Below are 19,839 nucleotides of genomic sequence, written 5' to 3'. Positions count from 1 at the left end.
TCCCCTGAGATACTTAGCTCGGCATTTGTCGGGTGGCAAACAGTAATCTCGCTACCCTCCAATAAGCAGGCATCCACACGTGGGCTTTGGGGCCTCAACCCAGCACGTCCAGTTGAGTCTGCCTGGCGGTGGTAATCTCGATGCCCCCGGTGGTGCTGTAGACGTTGATCTCGCTGCGCACGCCGTAATCGGCGAAGTAGACCCCCGGTTCGATGGTGAAGCCCAATCCGGGCAGCACCACCCGCTCATCGAGGGTCTCGAAGTCGTCGAAGTGGGCGGCCTCTCCGTGGACGGCCTGGATGCCCAGGCTGTGCCCAGTGCGGTGCTTGAGGTTGGCCTCGAAGCCCGCGTCGATGAGCACCTGGCGCACCACCTGGTCCACCTCGTTGCCCCGCACCATCTGTCCGGCCCCCAGGCGGCTCTGCAGCAACTCCACCCCGGCATCGCGCGCGGCCAACACCGCCTTGAAAGCCCGCAGGAAGTCTGGGCTTGGCGAACCGTAGAAGGCCATCCAGGTGATGTCGGCAAAGGGGTTATCCCCCGGCACCTTGCACCACAGGTCCATCAGGATGGCGTCGCCGGGCTCGAGGAGCTTGGAGCGGGTGGCCGAGGGCACGTAGTGGGGGTCTCCTGCGCCCGGCCCGAAGCCCACGATGGGCGGGTGATCGGGGTCCATGCCCTGTTCTTCGATGAAGCGCTGCATGTACTGCTGTAGCCGGTATTCGTCGAGGGGCTCCCGGCGGGCAATGTGCTGGCTTATCAAGGCCAGGGCCGCGTCCTTGCACCGGGTGAGCACCTCGGCGGCCTTGCGGTGGTTGGCCAGTTGCTCAGGGGTCCAGGTCAGGAAAAGCTGCAGCACGTCGCCTGAGCTCACCACCTCCACCCCCAGCGAGCGGATGAGCTCGAGGGTCCCGCCGTCCACCCTGGAGACATAGGGGATATTGCCGTTGGGGGAGTACTCCATGGCCACCCTCCGGGCTCCCGCGAGCAGCTTGCGCAGTTCCTGGGGCAGGGTCTGCCGGCTGTTGTATTTGTGCAGCGCGTAACCCACCCGCGGGAAGGAGCCGAACTCGATGTCGTGTACCAGCACCTGGGGCTCGCCTCGAGCCGGTATCCACAAGAACCAGCGCCGGGTGAGGAGGTTGCCCCCGTGGTCAAACACCCTGGCGGCGAAGGGGTTGGTGCCCCGGAAGTCGTACACCAGCCAGCCGTCAATCCCGGCCTCGCGCAGGAATTCCTGAACCTCGGGGAGTTTCTGTCGGATCATATGTTTCAATCCTCTACGAGGCTTTCAGTTCCTGCAACCTGGCGCTCCTAGAGGGGGCCCGGGTCGAGGGGGCAGTTTCAATCCTCTACGAGGCTTTCAGTTCCTGCAACCATAGGGAGTAAGCTCTATGAGGCGCGCAAGGTCATGTTTCAATCCTCTACGAGGCTTTCAGTTCCTGCAACCAGGCACTCGGTGCGCGTGGCGGGGGTCACGTTGCGTTTCAATCCTCTACGAGGCTTTCAGTTCCTGCAACCCGAGCCGGAGCAGGAGGGGCAGGGCCGGGGGGTGCTGTTTCAATCCTCTACGAGGCTTTCAGTTCCTGCAACCCGTCCCGACTCCAAGCCCCAGGCCCAGCCCACCCCGTTTCAATCCTCTACGAGGCTTTCAGTTCCTGCAACGCTGTCCATTAGCAGGGCGGTGAGGTTATCGAGAGGTTTCAATCCTCTACGAGGCTTTCAGTTCCTGCAACTCCCGTAAAAATGCCTTGTTGGAGTTGGACAGTTTGTTTCAATCCTCTACGAGGCTTTCAGTTCCTGCAACATCGCCCAGTTGGCGGGGGGGGTGCGCCCATGAGGGTTTCAATCCTCTACGAGGCTTTCAGTTCCTGCAACAGCCCTGATCATCATTGAGCCCTACAAGCCGTATGTCAACCCTATTTTCGCACGCGGCTCATTATTCATGGTGACCGAGGTTTCAGGTCAAACCAGGAGCGCAGTTTGTTTCGATCTACACGAGTTCGCATGCGATAGGCTGTTGTGTGCAGCTATGCACTGGTGTAAGCCCCTTCAGAACGGGTAGGGTCACAAATCGAATCAAGGGGGTGCATAAGTGGCCTTCGCGTGCGCAAGACCGACTTGGGGCAACTGAGTTCGGCCTAGCCCTGGGGGAAGGGTTGCACCCTGGCAACACCCATGCCATACGGGGTCTTAGCTCCTACGCCGCTGTAGAAAGCCAGAGTGGTGAGCTGACCAAAGGCCTCCTGGACCTCGAGGCTATCGCTGTGGAGCTTTAGGGTCACCTCCCCGGTGAACCCTGGGAAGAAGCCTTTCCCGGCCTGGATGCGATGGAAGCGCAGGTTCTTGAAAGCCGCGAGTTCCAGATCCAGCTCGAAGAGCTCCCTCAAGGCAGCTTCTTCCCTGGGGTTATAGGGGTAGGGGCTGTGGGCCTGCCACTTGTCCAGGAGGGAACTCATGATGAGCCGGGGATCAGGAAGGGAAGTATAGCGGGTACGCCCACCTGGCTTGGAAGTGGTGAAGATTGTAGGACTCTGGAAGAAGAAGCTGGCTTCTCGCTGTCTGGGAGCGCTCTTCAGTTCCTCCCAGGAGCAAGCCCCGGCCATAGAGTGCCCTTCGGGGGTGGCCAGGATTCGCGCAAGCCGGTAGGGGGTGTCCCCCAGGGGAAGGCCTTCCGGGGCCACCTCGAGCAAAACCCGCAGAAAGGGGCCAAAAAGCCCGTCGTCCAAAGTGGTGAACCGGAGGAGCAGGGCCCCGTTCCTCCCGGTCAGGGGAGCAAGGGTGAAGGGCTTGCGCGGAGCCTCGTGGAGCTTGGTCGAAAGCTGTGGGTCCACCCGGGAAAGCAGGACGAAGAAGAGGCCGTGGGCGTACTTGGCGGGGTAGAGGGGGGGCTTGTCACCGATGAGCTCGAGGACGACGGCGTGGGGCATCAGGCCTCCTCTTCCTCGGCCTCTGCGGGCTCTTCCACTTGGGGGAGTTCCTCAGGCAGACCTGCCCAGGCTGACTCCCCCAAATACCAGATAACCCTCCCTTTCCCTCCTGAAAATTGGTCGGAGTCCAAGACCCCTTCTTGTGATTCGGCGGGGGCACGCTCCGGCGTGTAGAGGAGCTGGACTCGTCCTGGGTCGGGGTGGCGGATTCGCTGAAAGACCTTGGGCAGTTCCACGAAGCCGAGCGCGGGGTCGTAGTCGTAGGGATAGCTCACCACGAGTTCCCGTCCATAAAGCTCTCCGGAACGAGGGGGATAGACTTTCATCCACCTCCGGCCTCCTTCTTCCCGGTTGGCCCAGACCCGCTCCACTACCCGGACCGGGGTGAGCTCCTCCTTCCGGCCGATAAGCCGGTCCACGGGGACCTCCACCTCGTCCTCCCCTGCCTGTGCCTGGAGGCGAACGCTTGGTGTCCAACCCCGGGTGGCCACGAAGCCTTTACGGTAAAGGGGTTCCTGGGTAAGGTCCAGGCGGTAGACGTACTCCTGGAGCATCTCGAAGAGCGTCTCTGCACGGGAATCGAGATAGCGGGGGTAGCGGATAGACTCCTTCAGGCGCAACTCCCCTCCTCCTGCCAAGTCTTTCCCAGAGAGTTCTCTCAGGAGTTCCAGGTAGCCCTCTGGAAGCCGACCCAAATACTCTGGGTAAACCTCGCCCACCACATAGGCCGCCCCCTGCCCCTTTCCCCGGCGGTTCACCCGCCCAAGGCGCTGGAGGAGGTTCTCCGGAGGGCAGAGGGAGGTGAGCAGAATCTCTGCGTCCAGATCCACCCCCACCTCGATGGCCGGAGTGGTGATGAGGAGGTAGGGCTTCCTCGCCTCGTCCCGATCCTTGACTTCTCGGAAACCCCCCTTCCGCACTCGGTCAGCGAGGCGACCGTGGTAGAGAAAAACCCCCTCCCCCCTGAGCGCCCGGTAAAGCTCGGCGGCCTGCCGTACCTCTTCCACCACCAGCAAGACTCGCCTTTCCTCCCGAAAGCTTTTTTGCGCCAGTTCCCCCAACTCACCTTGGGGTAGGTAGTACAGGAGGCGGCTCGGAGGCTCCGCCTGCTGGGCCTCAAGGTGACCCAGGAGGTAAGGGGCAAGCTCCTTCTGATAAGCCTCTGGCATGGTGGCGCTCATGACCAAGAAGCGCACACCTGCTTCCGATAAGGAAGCGATCAGGCGGCGGAAGTTCACCCAGGCAGTGGCTTCGTAGAGATGGACTTCGTCGAAAACGAAGAGGGTTTTCCGGTCATGGATCCGCCGGGGGAAGGTGTACGACTTGGCTCCTTCGGCATAGCCAAAGTAGCGGTAGAGGAGCTTGTCTAAGGTGGTGAGGATGACGTCCGCGTGGTACAGGTGTCGCTCTCTTTCCTGCACCCCCCTCCCATCCGGGTACAGAAGGCGGCGCACCTGGCGGTGGCCAGTGTCCACCACGAGACCCTTAGGCCGCCCCTCCCTACTGGCTAAGGTCTGCAAGTATGTCGAAAAACGGTTCTCCAGGTCGTCAATGAGGCTCCGCGTGGGCAGAACAAACACGAGCCGCTCCCCCCGCGCCAGAGCTGGGAAGGCCGCGGCCTCAGTCTTGCCGGCCCCCGTGGACGCGAGGAGGAGGTGCGCAAGGTCGTCCCCTGCAGTTCTGAAAACCTTCTCCTGGAGGGGCGTAGGATTCATGGGCGTACCCTGGCGCTTGAACTGAGCATAAAACTGATCCGCACTTCTCGCCATGAGCCTGCCGTCTTGCCACGGTTGGAGACGCACCCGCCGTTCCTCCCTGCGGAAACCCCAGGGCTTCACCCCCCTCCCTAACGCCCCCACCAGCTCGTGTCCCCAACACTCCACGACCTTGGGCTCTTCCTCCCGGTAGGGATGGAAGTAGACCTGGAAGACGAGCTCCACCCGGTCCTCCTGGAAAGGCCAGGGGTCCAAGAGGAAGCTCTCCTCACCCTCACCGCCAGGAAGAAGGTCAAACTCCACGAAGGGCCGGACCTCACCTGATTTACCCTCGAAAAGCCGCACCGCGAGCTCCGCTTCCAGTTGATCGGCCATCATGAGGAGGAAGAGGTCCTCCGGGAACCGACGGTGGAGTCCCTCCTCAGCAAAGTCGGAGGCCAGACTCACCACCTCCCGGGTGGAGTAGTCATGATGCCCGCGGATGAGGGCCTGAGCATAGGGGTCCGTTACTTCCGGGGCCACCCGGAACCGGTGGCCCCGGAAGCTGTAAGTGAGGTCCCCGCTCTCCTCATCCCTTTTGATCCGGAGGGTGAACCGCTTGCCGTCGTCGTGGTAGCGGGCCGCTTCAAGCACCCTTTCCCGTGTTCTGGTGGAGAGCTCTAGGGGACCTTCCCCCTCACTCTCGCGCCACTTCTCCAGGAGGTGTACCACCAGAGCTTGATGGTTGGAAAGGAGCTGGAAGCCTACCTCTCCTTCTCGGAAGAACACCCTGCCAATTCCCTCATTCATAGAAGTACTCCACCAAATTCCAGGCAAAAAACCGTTCCTCCAGGAAGAACCCCCAAGTTCGGCCCGATCCTTTAGGGAGGACGAAGTAGGTCCCCTCGTACCCCGCCACGGGACTTGGGTGTGGGCTTTCTGGCTCGGGGTCGGCCTCTTCCTTAAAGCGGAAGCGGTAGAGGGGGTAAGCCCCTTGAACAGGCCCGGTCCAACTCTCGGCCCGCATCGGGGTGAAGGGCGTGGACTCGGCCTCCTGCGGGTGTACCTCCATCGGCTCCCCAATGGCCTCGAGATAGGCGAAGCCCTCCTTGCCCAACTTTCCCCCATGGTTTGCGAGGGGCTTCAGGACCTCGAGGTCCTCCCTGCGCTTGGCCAGGAGCACCCCCAGGAACACCTCGGCAAAGAGGTACTCCCAGGTGTGGAGCTGCAGGTCACCCCCCTTAGGGGCCTTCCCCTCGCGGCGCAGGCGGGAGAACTCGCCGTGGCCGAAGGTCCGGGGGCCGTGCCGGTAGGTGCGATGAACCCGCCACTCCCCCACAGGATAGGCCCCTAGCGGAACGTAGCGGCGGGGGAGGACGTAAAAGCGGGGGGTGTTTCCCTCCTTGAGGTCAGGGGGAAGATGGCCCACCCGGGCCCAAAAGAGTCGCCGGAGCCAGCCCGAAAGGGCCGTAGGAGGGATAAAAGGGTAGGTGGCGATGTCTAGGATGGACCCAGGGAGCACCCGGAAGGTGAGGGCCGAGGTAGGCCGGATCCAGAGGGCCGAGGCGTACATCGTCACCCCTGGGCTAAGGCCGGAAGGTCTTCCTCCACAAACGCCCGTGCCAGGCGCCGGAGCTCCTCGAGAGCGGCCTTCCCCTTACGGCGCTCAAACAAAGGGCCCTCTCCGGATTCATTTGGCGTGTCCCCAGCCCGTCGCCTAAACTCCTCGAGAGCCTGCTGGGGCTCCTTTAACGTAGGCGGCAGGATCACCCGTCGGCCCAGAGGGGCCCGGTACCGGTCTAGGACCAGGTAGGGGCCGAAGTCCTCGTCCTCGAAGAGATCCAGCCCCTTGGGGTTCCCCGCCCCAAGCCTGTGGAGGCTTTCCAAGAAGGCGTAGGCCGCCGCCCGGAACTCTGCCTCCGTGGCCGAAAGCACGTGGTTATACACGGGGAAAAGCAAGCCTGGGGCCCCATACTGGCGCTTGAAGGGCTGGGGCTCCTCACCCGCCTCCCGCCTTAGGTCCGAAGGATGCATGGCCCGTTGCTTCTCCAGAGGCTCCAGGGGCGGTACCGCCACCCCACCCCCATGGGTTAGGCGGCCGATGAAGGTGGTACGCTCAATATCCCCACGCTTCTCAGTGACCAAGGCCCCGTAGACCCGGCAGATAGGGCAGACCTCGCGGCCGCAGGTATTGGGAATCCCGCAGTCCAGGAGGTCGGTGAGGAAAAGGCTTTGCCCGTTCTTCTGCGCGGAGGCGTAGAGGAGCGCCCGCCGCTCCACCCCCCGGCGCTTGGTGGGGGAGAGGTAGACCCGCTCGGTCCCGTCGGGCAGGTTCACGGTCTCGATGAGGTTCAGGTTCACCTGGGTCTCGTGCCCGAAGTAGACCTCCTGAGGTGCATAGAAAAGGGCGTAGATGTCCCAGTGGTAAAGGGTCCCGTTCTGCGGTTTGAGTCCGCTCGCCATGCTAACCCTCCTTTTGCATACGGATGTACTGTGGGAACCTCGAGGCCAAGCTCAGGCGCACCTCGTAGACGAAGCCCTCCCACCGCTTGTCCTGGTAGCGCTCTGCCAGGTGGGTGTAGACCCGGTGGAGGTCGTCTTGAGCAACCGGGAGGTAGCGCCCGGAGTTGTCCTCCGTCTCCTTCACCTCCGCTCTGGCCTCCTGAAGGAGCCGCTTGGCCTCTTGGTAAAAGAAGGACCCGCCGCCCTCGTAGAGCCGAGCCTGGGTGCTGTCCAGGTCGTAGGCGGCCACGTAGAGGAAGCCCCCAGGGCTTTCCAGGTTGTCCAAGAGCTTGACCACCGCCCGCTTGGCCTCCTGCGTACCCCGGCCCACTTGGGTCTCTACGTAACTCACCCAGGCGTAGAGGAGCCCAGTAAGGCCGGCCACGTCCCTGAAGCGCTGAGGCAAATCCGCGTTCTCGTTCATCCTCACCTCTTTCGTGTTTTGCTCCAAAAGGGTTGTGTATCGCCTTAATCCCTCTTCTAGGGCAAACCGGTCGGCCACCCGGCCATAGCGCCGGGCCAGGGTGTAAATGGCGTGCCAGGGAAGATCGGCGAGGGCGTAACGTAGGGCCTCTCCCAGCTCGCGGTTTACCTCACCCCTCTCATCGGGTCGTGAGCCAAAAGCTTTTTGTAGCACGTGGGAGAGCCAAAGCGCCCTCTTGGGAAGGGAAATCTCCTGCATGCCCTCCAGGAGGTAGAAGGAAAAGCGCTCGAGGACCCGTGGGTTCACCTCCTGGCCTAAGGCCTGGAGGGCGTAGACTACGCGACCAAAGGCTTGTGTAAGAGGTTTACCCCCTACGGAGGGGCTATTGAGCTGGAGGTACCGCCCTGCAGCCACGTGGAGCGTTCCCGTGGTGAGCAGTCGGGCGAAGTGCTTGGCCGACTCCGGGGCCCCATAGGTGCCCACGCGCACCAACACGCTCCCCTCTCCGGGCTTGATGGGCGAGAGGAGGGCAAGCGCGGCGCAAGTGGGGCAAACCCAAGGTTCCTCCTGGCCGGTACCACTTTGCAGGCGCTGGCTGGGGGAGGAAAAGACCAGCTTGCTCGCCTTGAGTTTTCCTCCGCTTAAGGGCTTTCCGCAACTGTAGCAAGCCTCAGCCTTGTCACCGGCTCCTCTTTGCCCAAAGGCGAAGGGACTTTCCGCCATCAAAGGCGGCACCTTCACCTCGGGGGTCTTAAGGCTCAGGAGGCGCAGGAGTTCCTCGAGGATCTTGGTGAATTTGTTGCCGACCGCGGTGTTGAGCTGCTGCCTAGCGTTGAGGCCAAAGCGCGGAAGGTGGGTTGCAAGCTGGCGGATAGCGGGGGGAGCTTTTGGGCTTGCCGGATCCAGCCACCTCCAGAACTCCTGCAAGCTATCTGCCCCGAGCTTCAGGCCCTCCAGGGCCCAACCGGCGAGCGGGGCCTCTTTCGGGCCTGCCGATGGGGCCCGCTGCTTAGCGACCTTCTTCCGCTCCTGTTCCAGCTCGTCCCACTTCTTCTTCAGTTCCCCCGCGTATTTGCCGCGTTCCTTCTCCTGGTCCTGCTTCCGCTTCTCCAAATCCCTGGCCTTTTTGGCCTTCTCCCGGCTTTCAGCGGTACCCTCCACCTCCGCTTCCAGACGGGCAATCTCCCGGGCCCGCCACTCCAAGCGATCCCTGACCGAAAGGAGGTTGGCCAGGTACCAAGCGGCGAGGAAGTCCCGGGCCTCAAGGGTGGCTACGGGAACTTTCGGTGCACTGATTCCCCGCCCAGCTAGCCGCACGGAGTTCAGCAGGGGCAGGAGGCGGTGTGAGAGCCCCTCGAAGCCAAAAGCTTCCTCCATATACCTATGCCAGGTTGTCTCCAGATTCAGAAGGGCCTTGGAGCTTCGATAAACCCGCACCCAGCCTGCTCCCCGCTCCACCACCGAATAGCCTTGGGCCTCGAGGTATTCCAGAAAGCCCTCTGTGGCTACCTCGTAGGCCGCCCGCATTTGAGCCTCTCCGGGGAATGGGTGGGGGTAAAGGACGCAATCCTGCCCTTTAGGGCTGTGGTCTTGGGGAGGATCTTGGCTCATGCGCAGGTACCGAAGGAGCTTTGGAGCAAAACGCCCCAGAAAGCCTAGGAAGTCCGAGTCGTAAAGAAGGCCCCTAAGAGGAAGTAAGGCCGCTCTAGGGGCATCCTTAAAGCGCACGTCGGCCGCGATCCGCTTGGCTTGAGCCAAGGTCAGGGTATGATCCATTGCCTGCTCCACCCTGTCCTCCTTAGAATGGACACTTCCTCAAGTACCTCTCTACCGCCCTGCTCGCGGTCAGCCAATAGTCCTCCACCCAAACCCGGTAGGTCACCTCCTGCGTCAGGTTAATCACCTCCCTGAACCCGTAAGTCTCAAACTCCCCCACGACTTCATCCCCGGTTTTCGGCTTGTAGACGGTAAGGGACCAAAGTTGGAGGAGGGCGTACCCAGAGGGAGTGCTGACGATGAAGTAATCACAGCCCAGCCGGGTTGGGTAGACCACTATCCCCCGACTTATCCTAGCCTCAGCCCAAGGGAATAGAAAGAAAGCCAGGATCAGGAGAGCGAGGGAAATTTTGTGAACCATATCCATCACAAGTCCAAAGCTATCCCTAGCTTGTCACCCCCTTCAGCGACAAATTGGCCTCCACCGCTCCCCGCGCCCACTCCACCACCTTCAACTTCAACTCCTCCGGCTCCAGCACAGCGGCATGGGGCCCGTAGCCCACGATGAAATGCACCAGGTCCTCTGAGAGCGGCACCTCTACCTGCCAGATCACGCTGCCGTCCTCGAGACCTTCCACCACCTGGGTGGGGTGGCGGCGGGTGCGGCGGATAAAGCCGGCCTTCTCGGGAGAGAAGCGCACCCGGACACACACCGGCTTACCCTCGCCACCGAAAGCTCGGAAGCGGCCCTGAACGTAAGCCCGCACGTCGAAGGCAGGCTTGGGGAAGCGCTCGCGGGTAAGCTTGAGGTCCTGCACCTGGTCCAATCTAAGGTCCTTGATGGGGTCGTGGCCAGCCTTGCGGCTGTTGTGGTTAGCGCCCACCAGGTAGAGGTGGGGGTCGCGGGCGATGAGGGCGTAGGGATCAAAGCGGTAGGTCCTGACCTGGCCTCTGGCGTTCTTGTAGGTCACCTCGCACACCCGCCGTTCCCTTATGGCCCGCGTCACCCGCTCGAAAAGCCCCTCGGGGTACTCGTCGGCCAGCGGGGTGTAAAACACGGGCTCCTCCTTCTGGACACGGGAGAACTCTCCCCGACCCAAGCGCTGTAGGGCCTGCCGGGCCAGGGGGGTGAGGCTCTCCACCCGCGCCACTGCGGCCTTTAGGGCTTCCGCCTCCTCCTGGGTGAGGCGGAAGGTCATCTCCACCCTCTTGGGGTCCTCGAGGCGCATCCAACCTGTCGGGACCTCCGGGTCATCCTCATGGGTGCGAGCCCAGACACCCAAGGCCTGGGCCTTTTCCCGCAGACGGTAGACGCTTTGCCGGGCTACCCCGAGCCGGGTGGCAATCTGTTGAACTGAAAGCCCCCTGGGGTGCCCCAGCAAAAGTTGGATGAAATCGGCTACCCGGCTTTCCATGATTCAGAATCAGCTTACTCACTAGCGAGGCTCTCTACTGCCACCTCTGTCACCTCGCCAGTGCGAGTGTCCAGCAGGTAACGCCTGGGAGCTGCTGAGGCAGGGCAGGCATGGGCATAGGGGCAGTAGCGGCAGACCGGGCCTGGGTTGAGCGCCCTGGGGTTGGTCAGGGCGGCGCTCAGGCTCTTCCGCATCCGCTGCAGCCAGGCGTAGCCCCAGGGGATGACCTCTTCTGACCAGACCTCCACCACCTCCTCCCCGCTCTCCAGGCCCACGGCACGGGCCAGCCGGGGAGGGTTCCCGGTGGCTCCGTAGACCAGAAACAGGTAGAGGCGCAGCTGCTCCCGGCTGTTTTTGGGGTTTCCCGTCTTCCAGTCCCAGACCTCCTGGTCTTCCCCTTGGCTCAGGAGCAGGTCCAGCTTGCCCATGAAGCGCACCAGCTCCCCCTCGAGCTCCAGGTTCCAGGCCAGGAACTCCTCCACCCGGTGCGCCTCACCCTGGAGGCCGGGCCGGTAATCGGCCTCGAAGCGGGCGAGGCCCTTCTGAGCCCGGTCCAGGAGGCTATCTAGCTTCTCGCCTTCGCTGAGCATCACCCTCCGGGGTAACTGGAAGGTTTTTCGGTGTACGGGCCTTCCGCCGCCCCCGGTGACATCTCGAAGGGGATCGTCCGCCTGGCTCACCACAACCCCCTGGCGCAGGCTCGAGGCAATGCGCTCGTGGACCTCCTTGCCCAGCACCGTGCTGGCGAAGGGCGCGAGGGTGGGTTCTTTGCGCAACCTGGCGCGCACGTAGCGGCTGGGGCAGGTGAGGTCGGCCTCGAGGGTGGGGTAAAGGATCACTGCAACCCCTCCAAGAGGCGAGCCAGGGCTCCGGCCTCAAGCGGCTGGGTCAGGCTCTGGGCGCCGCCGCGGGTCAGACTCAGGCTGGCGGTGAGGCTGCCCGAACCGTAGACGGTGATGCGGTAGGTGCCATTGAAATGATCGCCGCTGAAGGTGCCGCTGACCTCGATATAGCCCCCGGAAGCGTCCAATCGCCAAGCAGCCAACTGCCCCGAGCGAGAGCCCCGAATCGCTCCGATGTACCTCCACGAGCCGTCGAGGTAAGCGTAATGGGACCCGCTCAGGCTACCGTTCTGGTCGCTCAGATAAAACCGCACGGCCAGACTGTCGTAGGGGTAGCTCTGATTGGTGGCGATGCCCTGCCAGGTACCACTGGCGTTATAGCCTCCCCCACCGCAAGCAGCGAGGATGATGATCAGAATCCAGATCCAGGATCGGTGCATGGTCAACCTCCCACCTCGAGCTTGGAGGAGCCCTGTCGCCACAGCAGGCGACAAACCCCGGCAGCGCTCACCTGCACTGCGTCACCAAATGGGGTGACACTCCCCCGGTAGACCGGGGACTATGGATTACCTGCCCCTCTCCAAGGTCAACACCGTCGCCTACTGCGGGAGGCGTTTCTACCTCGAGTACATCCTGGGTGAACTCCACGCCAATCACCACGTCATCGAGGGTCACTACTTGCACGAAAAGGCCTATACCGAGGGCGACGAACTCTCCGGGCTGTGGGTCTGGTCAGACCGGTTGGGGCTGGTGGGGGTGGTAGATCGTTTGGAGTGGAGAAAGGGCGAGGCCTGCGTTGTGGAGTACAAGGTAGGCCGGGCCAGCGAGGAGGCCCACCCCTCGGATGCTATTCAGCTCGTGGCCCAGGCCCTGTGCCTGCTGGAGTCGCGGGGGATAGAGGCCAGGCGAGGCTTCGTCTACTACCACAAGAGCCACGCCCGTCGCGAGGTGGCCTTCACCCCGGAGCTCTTCGCCGCTGTGGAGGAGGCCGTGGCCCGGATGCGTACCCTCCTGGGAAGCCCCAGGCCCCCAGGGGTGGAGGTGCCCAGGAGCAAGTGTGAAGGGTGCAGCGTACGGGGGGCCTGCCAGCCCGAGCTGTGGCGCAAGGGGGTGGCTCGGTGGGCGTAGTCTACGTACTCGAGCCCGACGCCTACCTCTCCAAAGATGGGGGGAGCCTCAAGGTGGCCCGCCGTGCCGGGCGAGAAGTCCTGCTACAAAAGCCGCTCATCAGCGTGGAGGAGATCGTGGTGCTGGGGAATGCCGTGGTGACCCCGGCCCTCCTCAAGCATTGCGCCCTCGAGGGCATCGGCCTGCACTACATGTCCCCTGCAGGCACCTACTATGCGGGCCTCACCCGCACCCCGGCCAAGAACGCCCCGGCGCGGGTAGCCCAGTTCAAGGCTCACCTGGATCCGGCCCATAAGCTCTCCCTGGCCAGGCGCTTCGTGCTGGGCAAGGTCAAAAACGGTCTGGTACTCCTCCGGCGCAACGGAGCCGAGGGCTGGGAGGCTCTCCGGGGAGCCCTCGCCGACGCCGAGCAAGCCCCGGACGAGGATACCTTGCGTGGGGTGGAGGGGATGGCTGCCGATGCCTACTTCCGGGCCTTCTCCAGCCTGCTTCCCGAAGGCTTCCAATTCGCCGAGCGCAGCCGCCGCCCACCTCGCGACCCAGCCAACAGCCTGCTCTCGCTTGCCTATACCCTGCTGGCCAAGGAGTGCGAGAGCGCCCTACAGATTGCCGGGCTGGACCCCTATGTGGGTTATCTGCACGAAATCCGCTATGGCCGGGCCTCGCTGGCACTGGATCTGATGGAGGAGTTTCGCAGCATCCTGGCCGACTCGGTAGCGCTCTCCCTCTGCAACAACCGCCGCCTTAGCCTCGAGGACTTCGATGACACCGAGGGCTATCCCCAGCTACACAAGGAAGCCTGGCCCAAGTTCCTGCGCGCCTGGGAAGAACGCCTCAGCGAGCGGGTACGTCATCCCCTCCTGGGCAAGAGTCTCTCCTACCGCCAGATCCTGCTAGCCCAGGCCCGCATCCTCGTCAAGCACCTCGTGGGTGAGCTACCCCAGTACGAGGCCTTCACCGTACGATGAAGGAACTCTATCTGGTCATCGCCTACGACACCCCCTCGGACTCGAGGCGGGCCAAGCTCGCCAAGCTCCTCAAGGGCTTTGGTGAGCGGCGGCAGTACTCGGTCTTCGAGGCTCGCCTCACCCGCGAACAGTGGGCCCATCTCAAGGGGCGGCTGGAGCAGTTCGTAGACCAAAAGGAGGACGTTCTGGCGGTCTACTTCCTGCCTCCCGAGACAGTAGGCCGCACCTACCGCATCGGTCACGAGGCCCTGAAGCGCCTCGAGGACCCCGACTTTGTCTAGCCAGCGAGCACGAAGGCCACCTTATACAGGCCCCCGGTGCCCTACCGGGGTTTTTCCCACACAGGCAGGGCAAAAGAACCTCCTGTATATGTCTCCCCAAGTCTCATCGCATGCGTACGGCTCCAGAAAGGCAGAATTCCCTCCTTCTATCCCACGCCTTTCCTATCTGTGGCTGAATAGAGCCCCCGCGTGCGTAAATGACCTTAACAGGCCCGGCCTCGCCGTGCTATGTTGAGGGTGGCGTTGCAAAGCCGATAAGCCTCGTAGAGGATTGAAACGTGTCAATACCACCGGTAGTTATTTCTTTGCTACCCGTTGCAAAGCCGATAAGCCTCGTAGAGGATTGAAACATCCCAAATGGGCCCGCATAGATGCGGGCTTTTTAGTTGCAAAGCCGATAAGCCTCGTAGAGGATTGAAACGTCTCGAATGACCTTCCACGCCTGGTAGGCGGCCTCGTTGCAAAGCCGATAAGCCTCGTAGAGGATTGAAACAAAAACGCCGAAGCCGAAGCCGAGCTAGCCAGTGTCGTTGCAAAGCCGATAAGCCTCGTAGAGGATTGAAACCAGCAACTCGAGGCGCACCGCCTCGTTCAGGGCCGTTGCAAAGCCGATAAGCCTCGTAGAGGATTGAAACGGATCAGAGGGGCAATGAACTGGTCGTAGCGCAATGGTTGCAAAGCCGATAAGCCTCGTAGAGGATTGAAACGCCATCCAGGTAGCAAAGGCGGAACTGGCTGATCAGTTGCAAAGCCGATAAGCCTCGTAGAGGATTGAAACCTTACTGATCCCACCAACCCCGATAGTCAGCAGGCAGTTGCAAAGCCGATAAGCCTCGTAGAGGATTGAAACGCGGAAAGACCCGCTATCGTCAGCGCCGTTCTCAACGCGTTGCAAAGCCGATAAGCCTCGTAGAGGATTGAAACTGGCTAGTTTCTGGGCGGCGGCCAGCACCACGGCGGCGTTGCAAAGCCGATAAGCCTCGTAGAGGATTGAAACTCAGTATCCCCCCTGGAACCCCAACCCCTACGTGAGTTGCAAAGCCGATAAGCCTCGTAGAGGATTGAAACGTCATACCTCCCCCCTCCCCTCGCAGCGCCCACAGGGTTGCAAAGCCGATAAGCCTCGTAGAGGATTGAAACTACGTTTAACCACCTGGCCTGCACTATCTGCATCAAGTTGCAAAGCCGATAAGCCTCGTAGAGGATTGAAACCTGTTACGAAACCAGAGGATCACAGTCATGATCTCGTTGCAAAGCCGATAAGCCTCGTAGAGGATTGAAACCTATCGGGGGTCAACACCGCGATAGCACCCGATCCGTTGCAAAGCCGATAAGCCTCGTAGAGGATTGAAACGTACAGCGCGGAGCGCCAGTAAAATTTGGTGTGGTCGTTGCAAAGCCGATAAGCCTCGTAGAGGATTGAAACCTGGGGTTGGGGCAAATAGAAAAAGACGCGGTCAGAAAACCGCGTCCTAGACTGGAGCCGGTGGTCGGATTTGAACCGACGACCGCTCGATTACGAATCGAGTGCTCTACCGCTGAGCTACACCGGCCCGCAGACAGCTATGTTAGTCGGTTTTGCTCCGTGGGGCAAGTGTGGTGGCTTGACGCGCGCTGCCCTGAAGGGGGATGCTGTGGGCTGCCGTGAATCCTCCTCCTGATACCAAGAGCAGCCGCAAAGACGGTCGCGACGCCTTGCAGATGCGCCCGCTCAAGCTCGAGCTGGGCTACAGCGCCTATGCCGAAGGCTCAGCCCTGGTCGAGCTGGGCCTGACCCGCGTGCTGGTGACGGTCTCGCTCACCGATGGCGTTCCGCGCCACGTCTCGGCCAAGGAAGGTTGGCTGATGGCCGAGTACAACCTGCTGCCCCGCTCGACCAAGGAACGCAAGGAGCGCGAGCGCCAGAAGCTCTCCGGGCGCACCGCGGAGATCCAGCGCTTCATGGGGCGGGCTTTCCGGGCTGCCCTGGACCTCTCGCTGCTGCCCAACAAGACCGTGATCATCGATGCCGACGTGCTCCAGGCCGATGGGGGAACCCGCGTAGCCTCGCTGTTGGGCGGGTATGCCGCGCTGTACGCGGCTCTGGACCGGCTGGTGATGATGGGCAAGATCGACGAGTGGCCGCTGAGCGAGTTTGCCGCGATCAGCCTGGGCTGGTTCGGGGAGGAGCGCATCCTGCTCGACCTCACCCACCAAGAAGACGAGAGCGCCTGGGCCGACCTCACGGTAGTGGCGACGAAGGAAGGCGACGTCATCGAGGTGCACGGCGGCGGGGAGGGCCGCCCGGTTCCCCAGGCGATTTACCGGAGGATGCTCGAGACCGGCCTGAGCCAGGTGCCAGAATTGATCAAAAACGTACACGCGCAACTGCGAAAACCCCTATCCTGAGTAAACGGCCATGCGTGTACTGGTTGCCACACACAAAGAGCCTAAACTCGCCAAGCTGCGCGAGTTGCTCGCCCCATTGGGCTGGCAGCTCGAGCCCATCGGCAACTACGCCGGGCTGCTGCCCAATCCTGACGCCCCCGGCGAAGACCTTACCGAGCGTGTGCCCGTCGTGGCCACGCACCTCGCCAAACTCAGCGGCCTGCCCACCTTGCTCGACGAGAGCTGTTTCGAGTACACCCGCGCGGGGCAGCGGGTATTTTTCTCCTTGCAGTTTGGCCCCGGCGACAGCGAGGAAGAGCGCCGCGCCAAGCTCCTGCAGAAGCTGCGTGGGCTCCCGCCGCAGGAGCGCATGACCCGCTTCATGACCGTGCTCACCCTGGCCTATCCCCAGGGGAAGACCGAAACTTACGTGGGCGAAACCCAGGGGGTGCTGCTGCACAAACCCAAGGGTGAGGGTGGGGTCGGCTACGACACGCTGTTCTTCGTGCTCGAGGCGGGCAAGACCCTGGCCGAGATGTCGCCTGCCGAGCGCGAGCGCTTCTCCCCCTGGGAGCGGGCGGTGCGCCGCTTACTGGGGCATCACATCATCGACCACCTGCACCCCACGGTCGAACTGCCACCGCAAGGATCATCGGCTACACTCGAGCTGGCCCCAGGAGCGGCCAGGCCCTCCTCGCGCCCTTCCCCTATGCGCCTACTGGTTGCGACCAATAACCCTGGCAAGTACCGCGAGCTACGCGAAGGGCTCGCTCCGCTGGGCTGGGAGCTGGCCTCCCTGCTCGACTACACTTTCAAGATGCCCCCTGAAGAAGGGGCCACCTTCGAGGACAACGCCATGCTCAAGGCGGCCTTTGCCTGCCGCCAGACCGGCCTGCTGACCCTGGCCGACGACTCGGGCCTCGAGGTCGATGCCCTCGAGGGCGAACCCGGCGTGTACTCGGCCCGCTTCGGCGGGCGCAAGAGTGACCTCGAGCGCAACATCTACCTGCTCGAGCGCCTCAAGGGCGTTCCCGCCGACAAGCGCACCGCCCGCTTCGTGGCGGTGCTGGCGGTGGCCCACCCCCAGGGCTTCATGCAGCTCTTCCGGGGCGTCACCGAGGGCCTGATCCTCGAGGCGCCGCGGGGAGAAAACGGCTTCGGCTACGACCCGCTGTTCTTCGTGCCCGAAGCGGGCAAGACCTTCGCCGAGATGAGCATGGAGGAGAAGGCGCGGCACTCGCACCGGGGCAAGGCCCTGGCCGAGCTGATTGAGGCCTACAAAGACGGATTCAGAATCCCCGAGGCCAGTTCCTCGGAGTAACCCTTCGCTCCAGGCACCAGCGGCGTGAAAGCCGCTGGTTTTTTTCCTGGCTGAATCCAGTGTGTTCACAGCTGCGTATTTGGTCATGGAGGTGTTTATGAAGGTTAAACCCTGGACGTGGGTAGCCTTGTTGGGGGTAGCTGCGGTAGCTGCCCTGGCCCAGATGCAGAGCAAAGGGCCCGAGATCCGCTACGCCGAGCTTTCGGGAACGGCAGGCCTAAAGGGCACGGCGGTGATCCTCACCTCGCCCGGCGGGGAACACGAGGTCTTCCTGCGCCTCGAGGGGCTCAGACCCGGCTCGGGGGTCTACGCCAACCACATCCACTACAACGCCGCCGGCAACGCCAGTTGCCAGGCCCAAAACGGCGATAAGATCATCGGGCTGGCCAACTTGCAACCCGACGACAAGGGGGTGGCTCTGGCCTACACCCGCCTGCCTGCCAGCGTGAAGTACCCCGAGGGAGAGACTTACGTCAACGTCCACGCCAACACCCCAAACCCAGTGGGGGCCAGCATCGCCTGTGGCCAGGTGGAGAAGGCAGGGGAATACAAATAACCCAGGCCGATCCAGGCTTTCGACCAGCCTGCGCAGGCTAAAGGGGGATGCCCATGCGGTTGGCTTTGTTCTTGGCCTTGAGTTTAGCCCTCACAGGATGCCCCATAGGTGGAGGGGGTGGCGGAGGCGGTGGGGACGGAGGACCCACGGCCTGCCCTTCCACCATCGAGATCCAGAACTTCGCCTTCAAGCCCAGCACCTGTTCGGTAAAAGCCGGGACCAGCCTGACTTTTAAGAACCTCGACAGCATCCCGCATACCGCCACTTCCGACTCGGGAGTCTTCGACACCGGGAGCCTCGACCAGGGCCAGACCTCGGCGTCCATCCTCTTCGACACCCAGGGCACCTTCCCCTACCACTGCACGATCCATCCCAGCATGAAGGGCACCATCGTGGTCAATCCTTGAGAGGTGAGCTATGAAGCGAACGGTAATCTGGCTTTGCGCGACCGGCCTGGCCCTCTCCCTCCCCATCGCTCTGGGCCGTCCTCCCTACCGCCTGGCGGCCATCGCCCAACTCCACCTGACCCCCGACCAGGGGAATACCCGCACCGTCACCTGCCAGTTCTGCCACGTCAACCCCGGTGGCGGCCCCCCCTGGAATCCCTTCGGCGAGCTGGTGCGCTCGAACTTCAGGGGCAACATCAATCAGGCCCTCTACGACGCGCTCAGGGCCATGAAGGACTCCGACGCAGATGGCTACCTCGACGTCCTCGAGGTCTTCGCGGGCACCTGGCCGGGCAACCCCGACAGCAAACCCCTCGTAGACCCCGCCTTCCTCAAGGCCAACTTCGAGAAAGCGGGCGGGGTGGATCTCTACAAGCCCGCGCAGTAAGAAGTCGCCGACGGTTGGCTCAGGCACGCCAACCCAAGTCAACCCAGCAAACCCTCCCAACCGGGAGGGTTTCCCTGCACTGAGAGCTGTCGCCTACTTCAGGCTGGGGCCGTAGGCTTAGGATTCGCGCATGAACGACAAGGTCGCGCTCGTCACCGGAGCTTCCGAAGGTATCGGCAGGGAAATCGCCCGCCTGCTCGTGAGTGAGGGGGTGAAGGTGGGGCTGCTGGCCCGCAACCGGGTCCGGCTCGAGGCCCTGGCCACCGAACTTGGCGAGAGGGCTGTGGCTTTGTCGGGGGACGTGACCCAGTTTGCCGACCTCGAGCAGGCTGTGGCGCGGCTCGAGGAGCGCTTTGGCGGGCTGGACTACCTGATCAACAACGCCGGGATCGGAGTCTTCAAGCCCGTGCAGGACATGGGTATCGAGGAGTGGCGAGCGGTGCTCGAGACCAACCTCACCGGCCTCTTCCTGGCGACCAAGGCCGCCGTGCCCGCCATGCAGCGCCGCGGTGGGGGTCACATCGTCAACATCGGCTCGCTGGCCGGGAAAAACGCCTTCGCGGGTGGCAGCGCCTACAACGCGAGCAAGTTCGGCCTCATTGGTTTTTCCGAGGCCATCATGCAGGATCTGCGCTACCTGGGTATCCGCGTCAGCACGGTGCTGCCGGGCTCGGTCAACACCGCCTTCGGCGGTAACAGCACCGATGCCGCTTGGAAAATCCAGCCCGAGGACGTGGCCCAAGCCGTTCTGTACGTGCTTCGGAGCAATCCGCGGGTGATGCCGGGGCAACTCGAGCTGCGCCCGGCGCAGCCCCCACGCAAATAGGGTGGGAGAGGCCAATCGCCGTCGATGTCTTTTGT

Annotated in this window: 19 protein-coding genes, 1 tRNA gene, 1 pseudogene and 2 CRISPR repeat arrays; of the genes and pseudogenes, 10 read left to right on the top strand and 11 right to left on the bottom strand. The window is 62.7% G+C overall.

Annotated elements, in window-relative coordinates; genetic code table 11:
* Positions 1-94: 94 nt before the first annotated feature.
* The 10 genes from Mrose_RS02905 to Mrose_RS02860 form a co-directional block, all read right to left on the bottom strand.
* Positions 95-1,267, bottom strand: a complete 1,173-nt coding sequence (locus Mrose_RS02905; RefSeq protein WP_119275933.1) for a M24 family metallopeptidase — start codon at positions 1,265-1,267, stop codon at positions 95-97.
* A 2-nt stretch (positions 1,268-1,269) separates the two neighbouring features.
* Positions 1,270-1,878: direct repeats of the CRISPR family, unit length 36 nt; unit sequence GTTTCAATCCTCTACGAGGCTTTCAGTTCCTGCAAC.
* Positions 1,879-2,141: 263 nt separating this feature from the next.
* Positions 2,142-2,930 carry a CRISPR-associated endoribonuclease Cas6 gene (gene cas6 / locus Mrose_RS02900; RefSeq protein ID WP_119275932.1) on the bottom strand — a complete coding sequence of 263 codons (789 nt, stop codon included), beginning with the start codon at positions 2,928-2,930 and terminating at the stop codon, positions 2,142-2,144.
* On the bottom strand, positions 2,930-5,434 hold the full coding sequence (gene cas3, locus Mrose_RS02895) for a CRISPR-associated helicase Cas3' (protein ID WP_119275931.1): 2,505 nt from the start codon (positions 5,432-5,434) through the stop codon (positions 2,930-2,932). Before cas3 ends, cas6 begins: the two co-directional genes overlap by 1 nt.
* Entirely contained in the window at positions 5,427-6,197 is a 771-nt protein-coding gene (locus Mrose_RS02890) for a hypothetical protein (RefSeq protein WP_119275930.1), read from the bottom strand. Before Mrose_RS02890 ends, cas3 begins: the two co-directional genes overlap by 8 nt.
* 2 nt (positions 6,198-6,199) lie before the next feature.
* Entirely contained in the window at positions 6,200-7,087 is an 888-nt protein-coding gene (locus Mrose_RS02885; RefSeq protein WP_119275929.1) for a hypothetical protein, read from the bottom strand.
* A 1-nt stretch (position 7,088) separates the two neighbouring features.
* Positions 7,089-9,077 carry a hypothetical protein gene (locus tag Mrose_RS02880; protein ID WP_245969486.1) on the bottom strand — a complete coding sequence of 663 codons (1,989 nt, stop codon included), beginning with the start codon at positions 9,075-9,077 and terminating at the stop codon, positions 7,089-7,091.
* Between the two features lie 271 nt (positions 9,078-9,348).
* On the bottom strand, positions 9,349-9,693 hold the full coding sequence (locus Mrose_RS02875) for a hypothetical protein (protein ID WP_119275927.1): 345 nt from the start codon (positions 9,691-9,693) through the stop codon (positions 9,349-9,351).
* Positions 9,694-9,712: 19 nt separating this feature from the next.
* On the bottom strand, positions 9,713-10,681 hold the full coding sequence (locus Mrose_RS02870; RefSeq protein ID WP_119275926.1) for a helix-turn-helix transcriptional regulator: 969 nt from the start codon (positions 10,679-10,681) through the stop codon (positions 9,713-9,715).
* 14 nt (positions 10,682-10,695) lie between these two features.
* Positions 10,696-11,520: a PD-(D/E)XK nuclease family protein gene (locus tag Mrose_RS02865; protein ID WP_119275925.1), complete on the bottom strand. Its 825-nt coding sequence runs from the start codon at positions 11,518-11,520 to the stop codon at positions 10,696-10,698.
* Complete coding sequence (locus tag Mrose_RS02860) at positions 11,517-11,963, bottom strand: hypothetical protein (protein ID WP_119275924.1); 447 nt, start codon at positions 11,961-11,963, stop codon at positions 11,517-11,519. The genes Mrose_RS02865 and Mrose_RS02860 overlap by 4 nt, the downstream gene beginning before the upstream one ends.
* Positions 11,964-12,084: 121 nt before the next feature.
* On the opposite strand from Mrose_RS02860, the gene cas4 reads away from it, so the two are divergent.
* From cas4 to cas2, 3 genes are read left to right on the top strand one after another with little or no spacing between them, the layout of a single operon-like run.
* Positions 12,085-12,651 carry a CRISPR-associated protein Cas4 gene (gene cas4, locus Mrose_RS02855; RefSeq protein ID WP_119275923.1) on the top strand — a complete coding sequence of 189 codons (567 nt, stop codon included), beginning with the start codon at positions 12,085-12,087 and terminating at the stop codon, positions 12,649-12,651.
* Positions 12,642-13,619 (top strand): CRISPR-associated endonuclease Cas1, encoded by a 978-nt coding sequence (gene cas1, locus Mrose_RS02850; RefSeq protein ID WP_182482648.1) that lies wholly within the window; start codon positions 12,642-12,644, stop codon positions 13,617-13,619. Before cas4 ends, cas1 begins: the two co-directional genes overlap by 10 nt.
* Positions 13,616-13,900: a CRISPR-associated endonuclease Cas2 gene (cas2, locus tag Mrose_RS02845; RefSeq protein ID WP_119275921.1), complete on the top strand. Its 285-nt coding sequence runs from the start codon at positions 13,616-13,618 to the stop codon at positions 13,898-13,900. Before cas1 ends, cas2 begins: the two co-directional genes overlap by 4 nt.
* Positions 13,901-14,142: 242 nt before the next feature.
* Positions 14,143-15,326: direct repeats of the CRISPR family, unit length 36 nt; unit sequence GTTGCAAAGCCGATAAGCCTCGTAGAGGATTGAAAC.
* Positions 15,327-15,378: 52 nt separating this feature from the next.
* On the opposite strand, the gene Mrose_RS02840 is transcribed toward cas2, so the two are convergent.
* A tRNA-Thr gene (locus Mrose_RS02840) sits at positions 15,379-15,453 on the bottom strand.
* 91 nt (positions 15,454-15,544) lie between these two features.
* Between Mrose_RS02840 and rph the strand changes: the two genes are divergently transcribed.
* The 7 genes and pseudogenes from rph to Mrose_RS02810 all read left to right on the top strand — a co-directional run bounded on the left by rph (position 15,545) and on the right by Mrose_RS02810 (position 19,804).
* Complete coding sequence (gene rph / locus Mrose_RS02835; RefSeq protein ID WP_245969485.1) at positions 15,545-16,288, top strand: ribonuclease PH; 744 nt, start codon at positions 15,545-15,547, stop codon at positions 16,286-16,288.
* A gap of 10 nt (positions 16,289-16,298) precedes the next feature.
* Positions 16,299-16,850 (top strand): annotated as a pseudogene (locus Mrose_RS19320) (non-canonical purine NTP pyrophosphatase); the annotation flags it as partial.
* A gap of 126 nt (positions 16,851-16,976) precedes the next feature.
* The gene (locus Mrose_RS19315) at positions 16,977-17,588 is read left to right on the top strand and encodes an XTP/dITP diphosphatase (protein ID WP_245969492.1); all 612 of its coding nucleotides are present in this window, start codon (positions 16,977-16,979) and stop codon (positions 17,586-17,588) included.
* A 97-nt stretch (positions 17,589-17,685) separates the two neighbouring features.
* Entirely contained in the window at positions 17,686-18,144 is a 459-nt protein-coding gene (locus Mrose_RS02825; RefSeq protein ID WP_182482647.1) for a hypothetical protein, read from the top strand.
* Between the two features lie 53 nt (positions 18,145-18,197).
* Positions 18,198-18,551: a cupredoxin domain-containing protein gene (locus Mrose_RS02820; protein ID WP_182482646.1), complete on the top strand. Its 354-nt coding sequence runs from the start codon at positions 18,198-18,200 to the stop codon at positions 18,549-18,551.
* Between the two features lie 10 nt (positions 18,552-18,561).
* On the top strand, positions 18,562-18,978 hold the full coding sequence (locus Mrose_RS02815) for a hypothetical protein (RefSeq protein WP_119275916.1): 417 nt from the start codon (positions 18,562-18,564) through the stop codon (positions 18,976-18,978).
* A gap of 130 nt (positions 18,979-19,108) precedes the next feature.
* Positions 19,109-19,804, top strand: a complete 696-nt coding sequence (locus Mrose_RS02810) for an SDR family oxidoreductase (protein WP_119275915.1) — start codon at positions 19,109-19,111, stop codon at positions 19,802-19,804.
* The last annotated feature ends 35 nt before the right edge of the window (positions 19,805-19,839 follow it).

This window comes from Calidithermus roseus, from assembly GCF_003574095.1.
GTDB lineage: Bacteria > Deinococcota > Deinococci > Deinococcales > Thermaceae > Calidithermus > Calidithermus roseus.
Note: the sequence above shows the minus strand (reverse complement) of the source record. Positions and strands in the feature narration are given on the sequence as shown.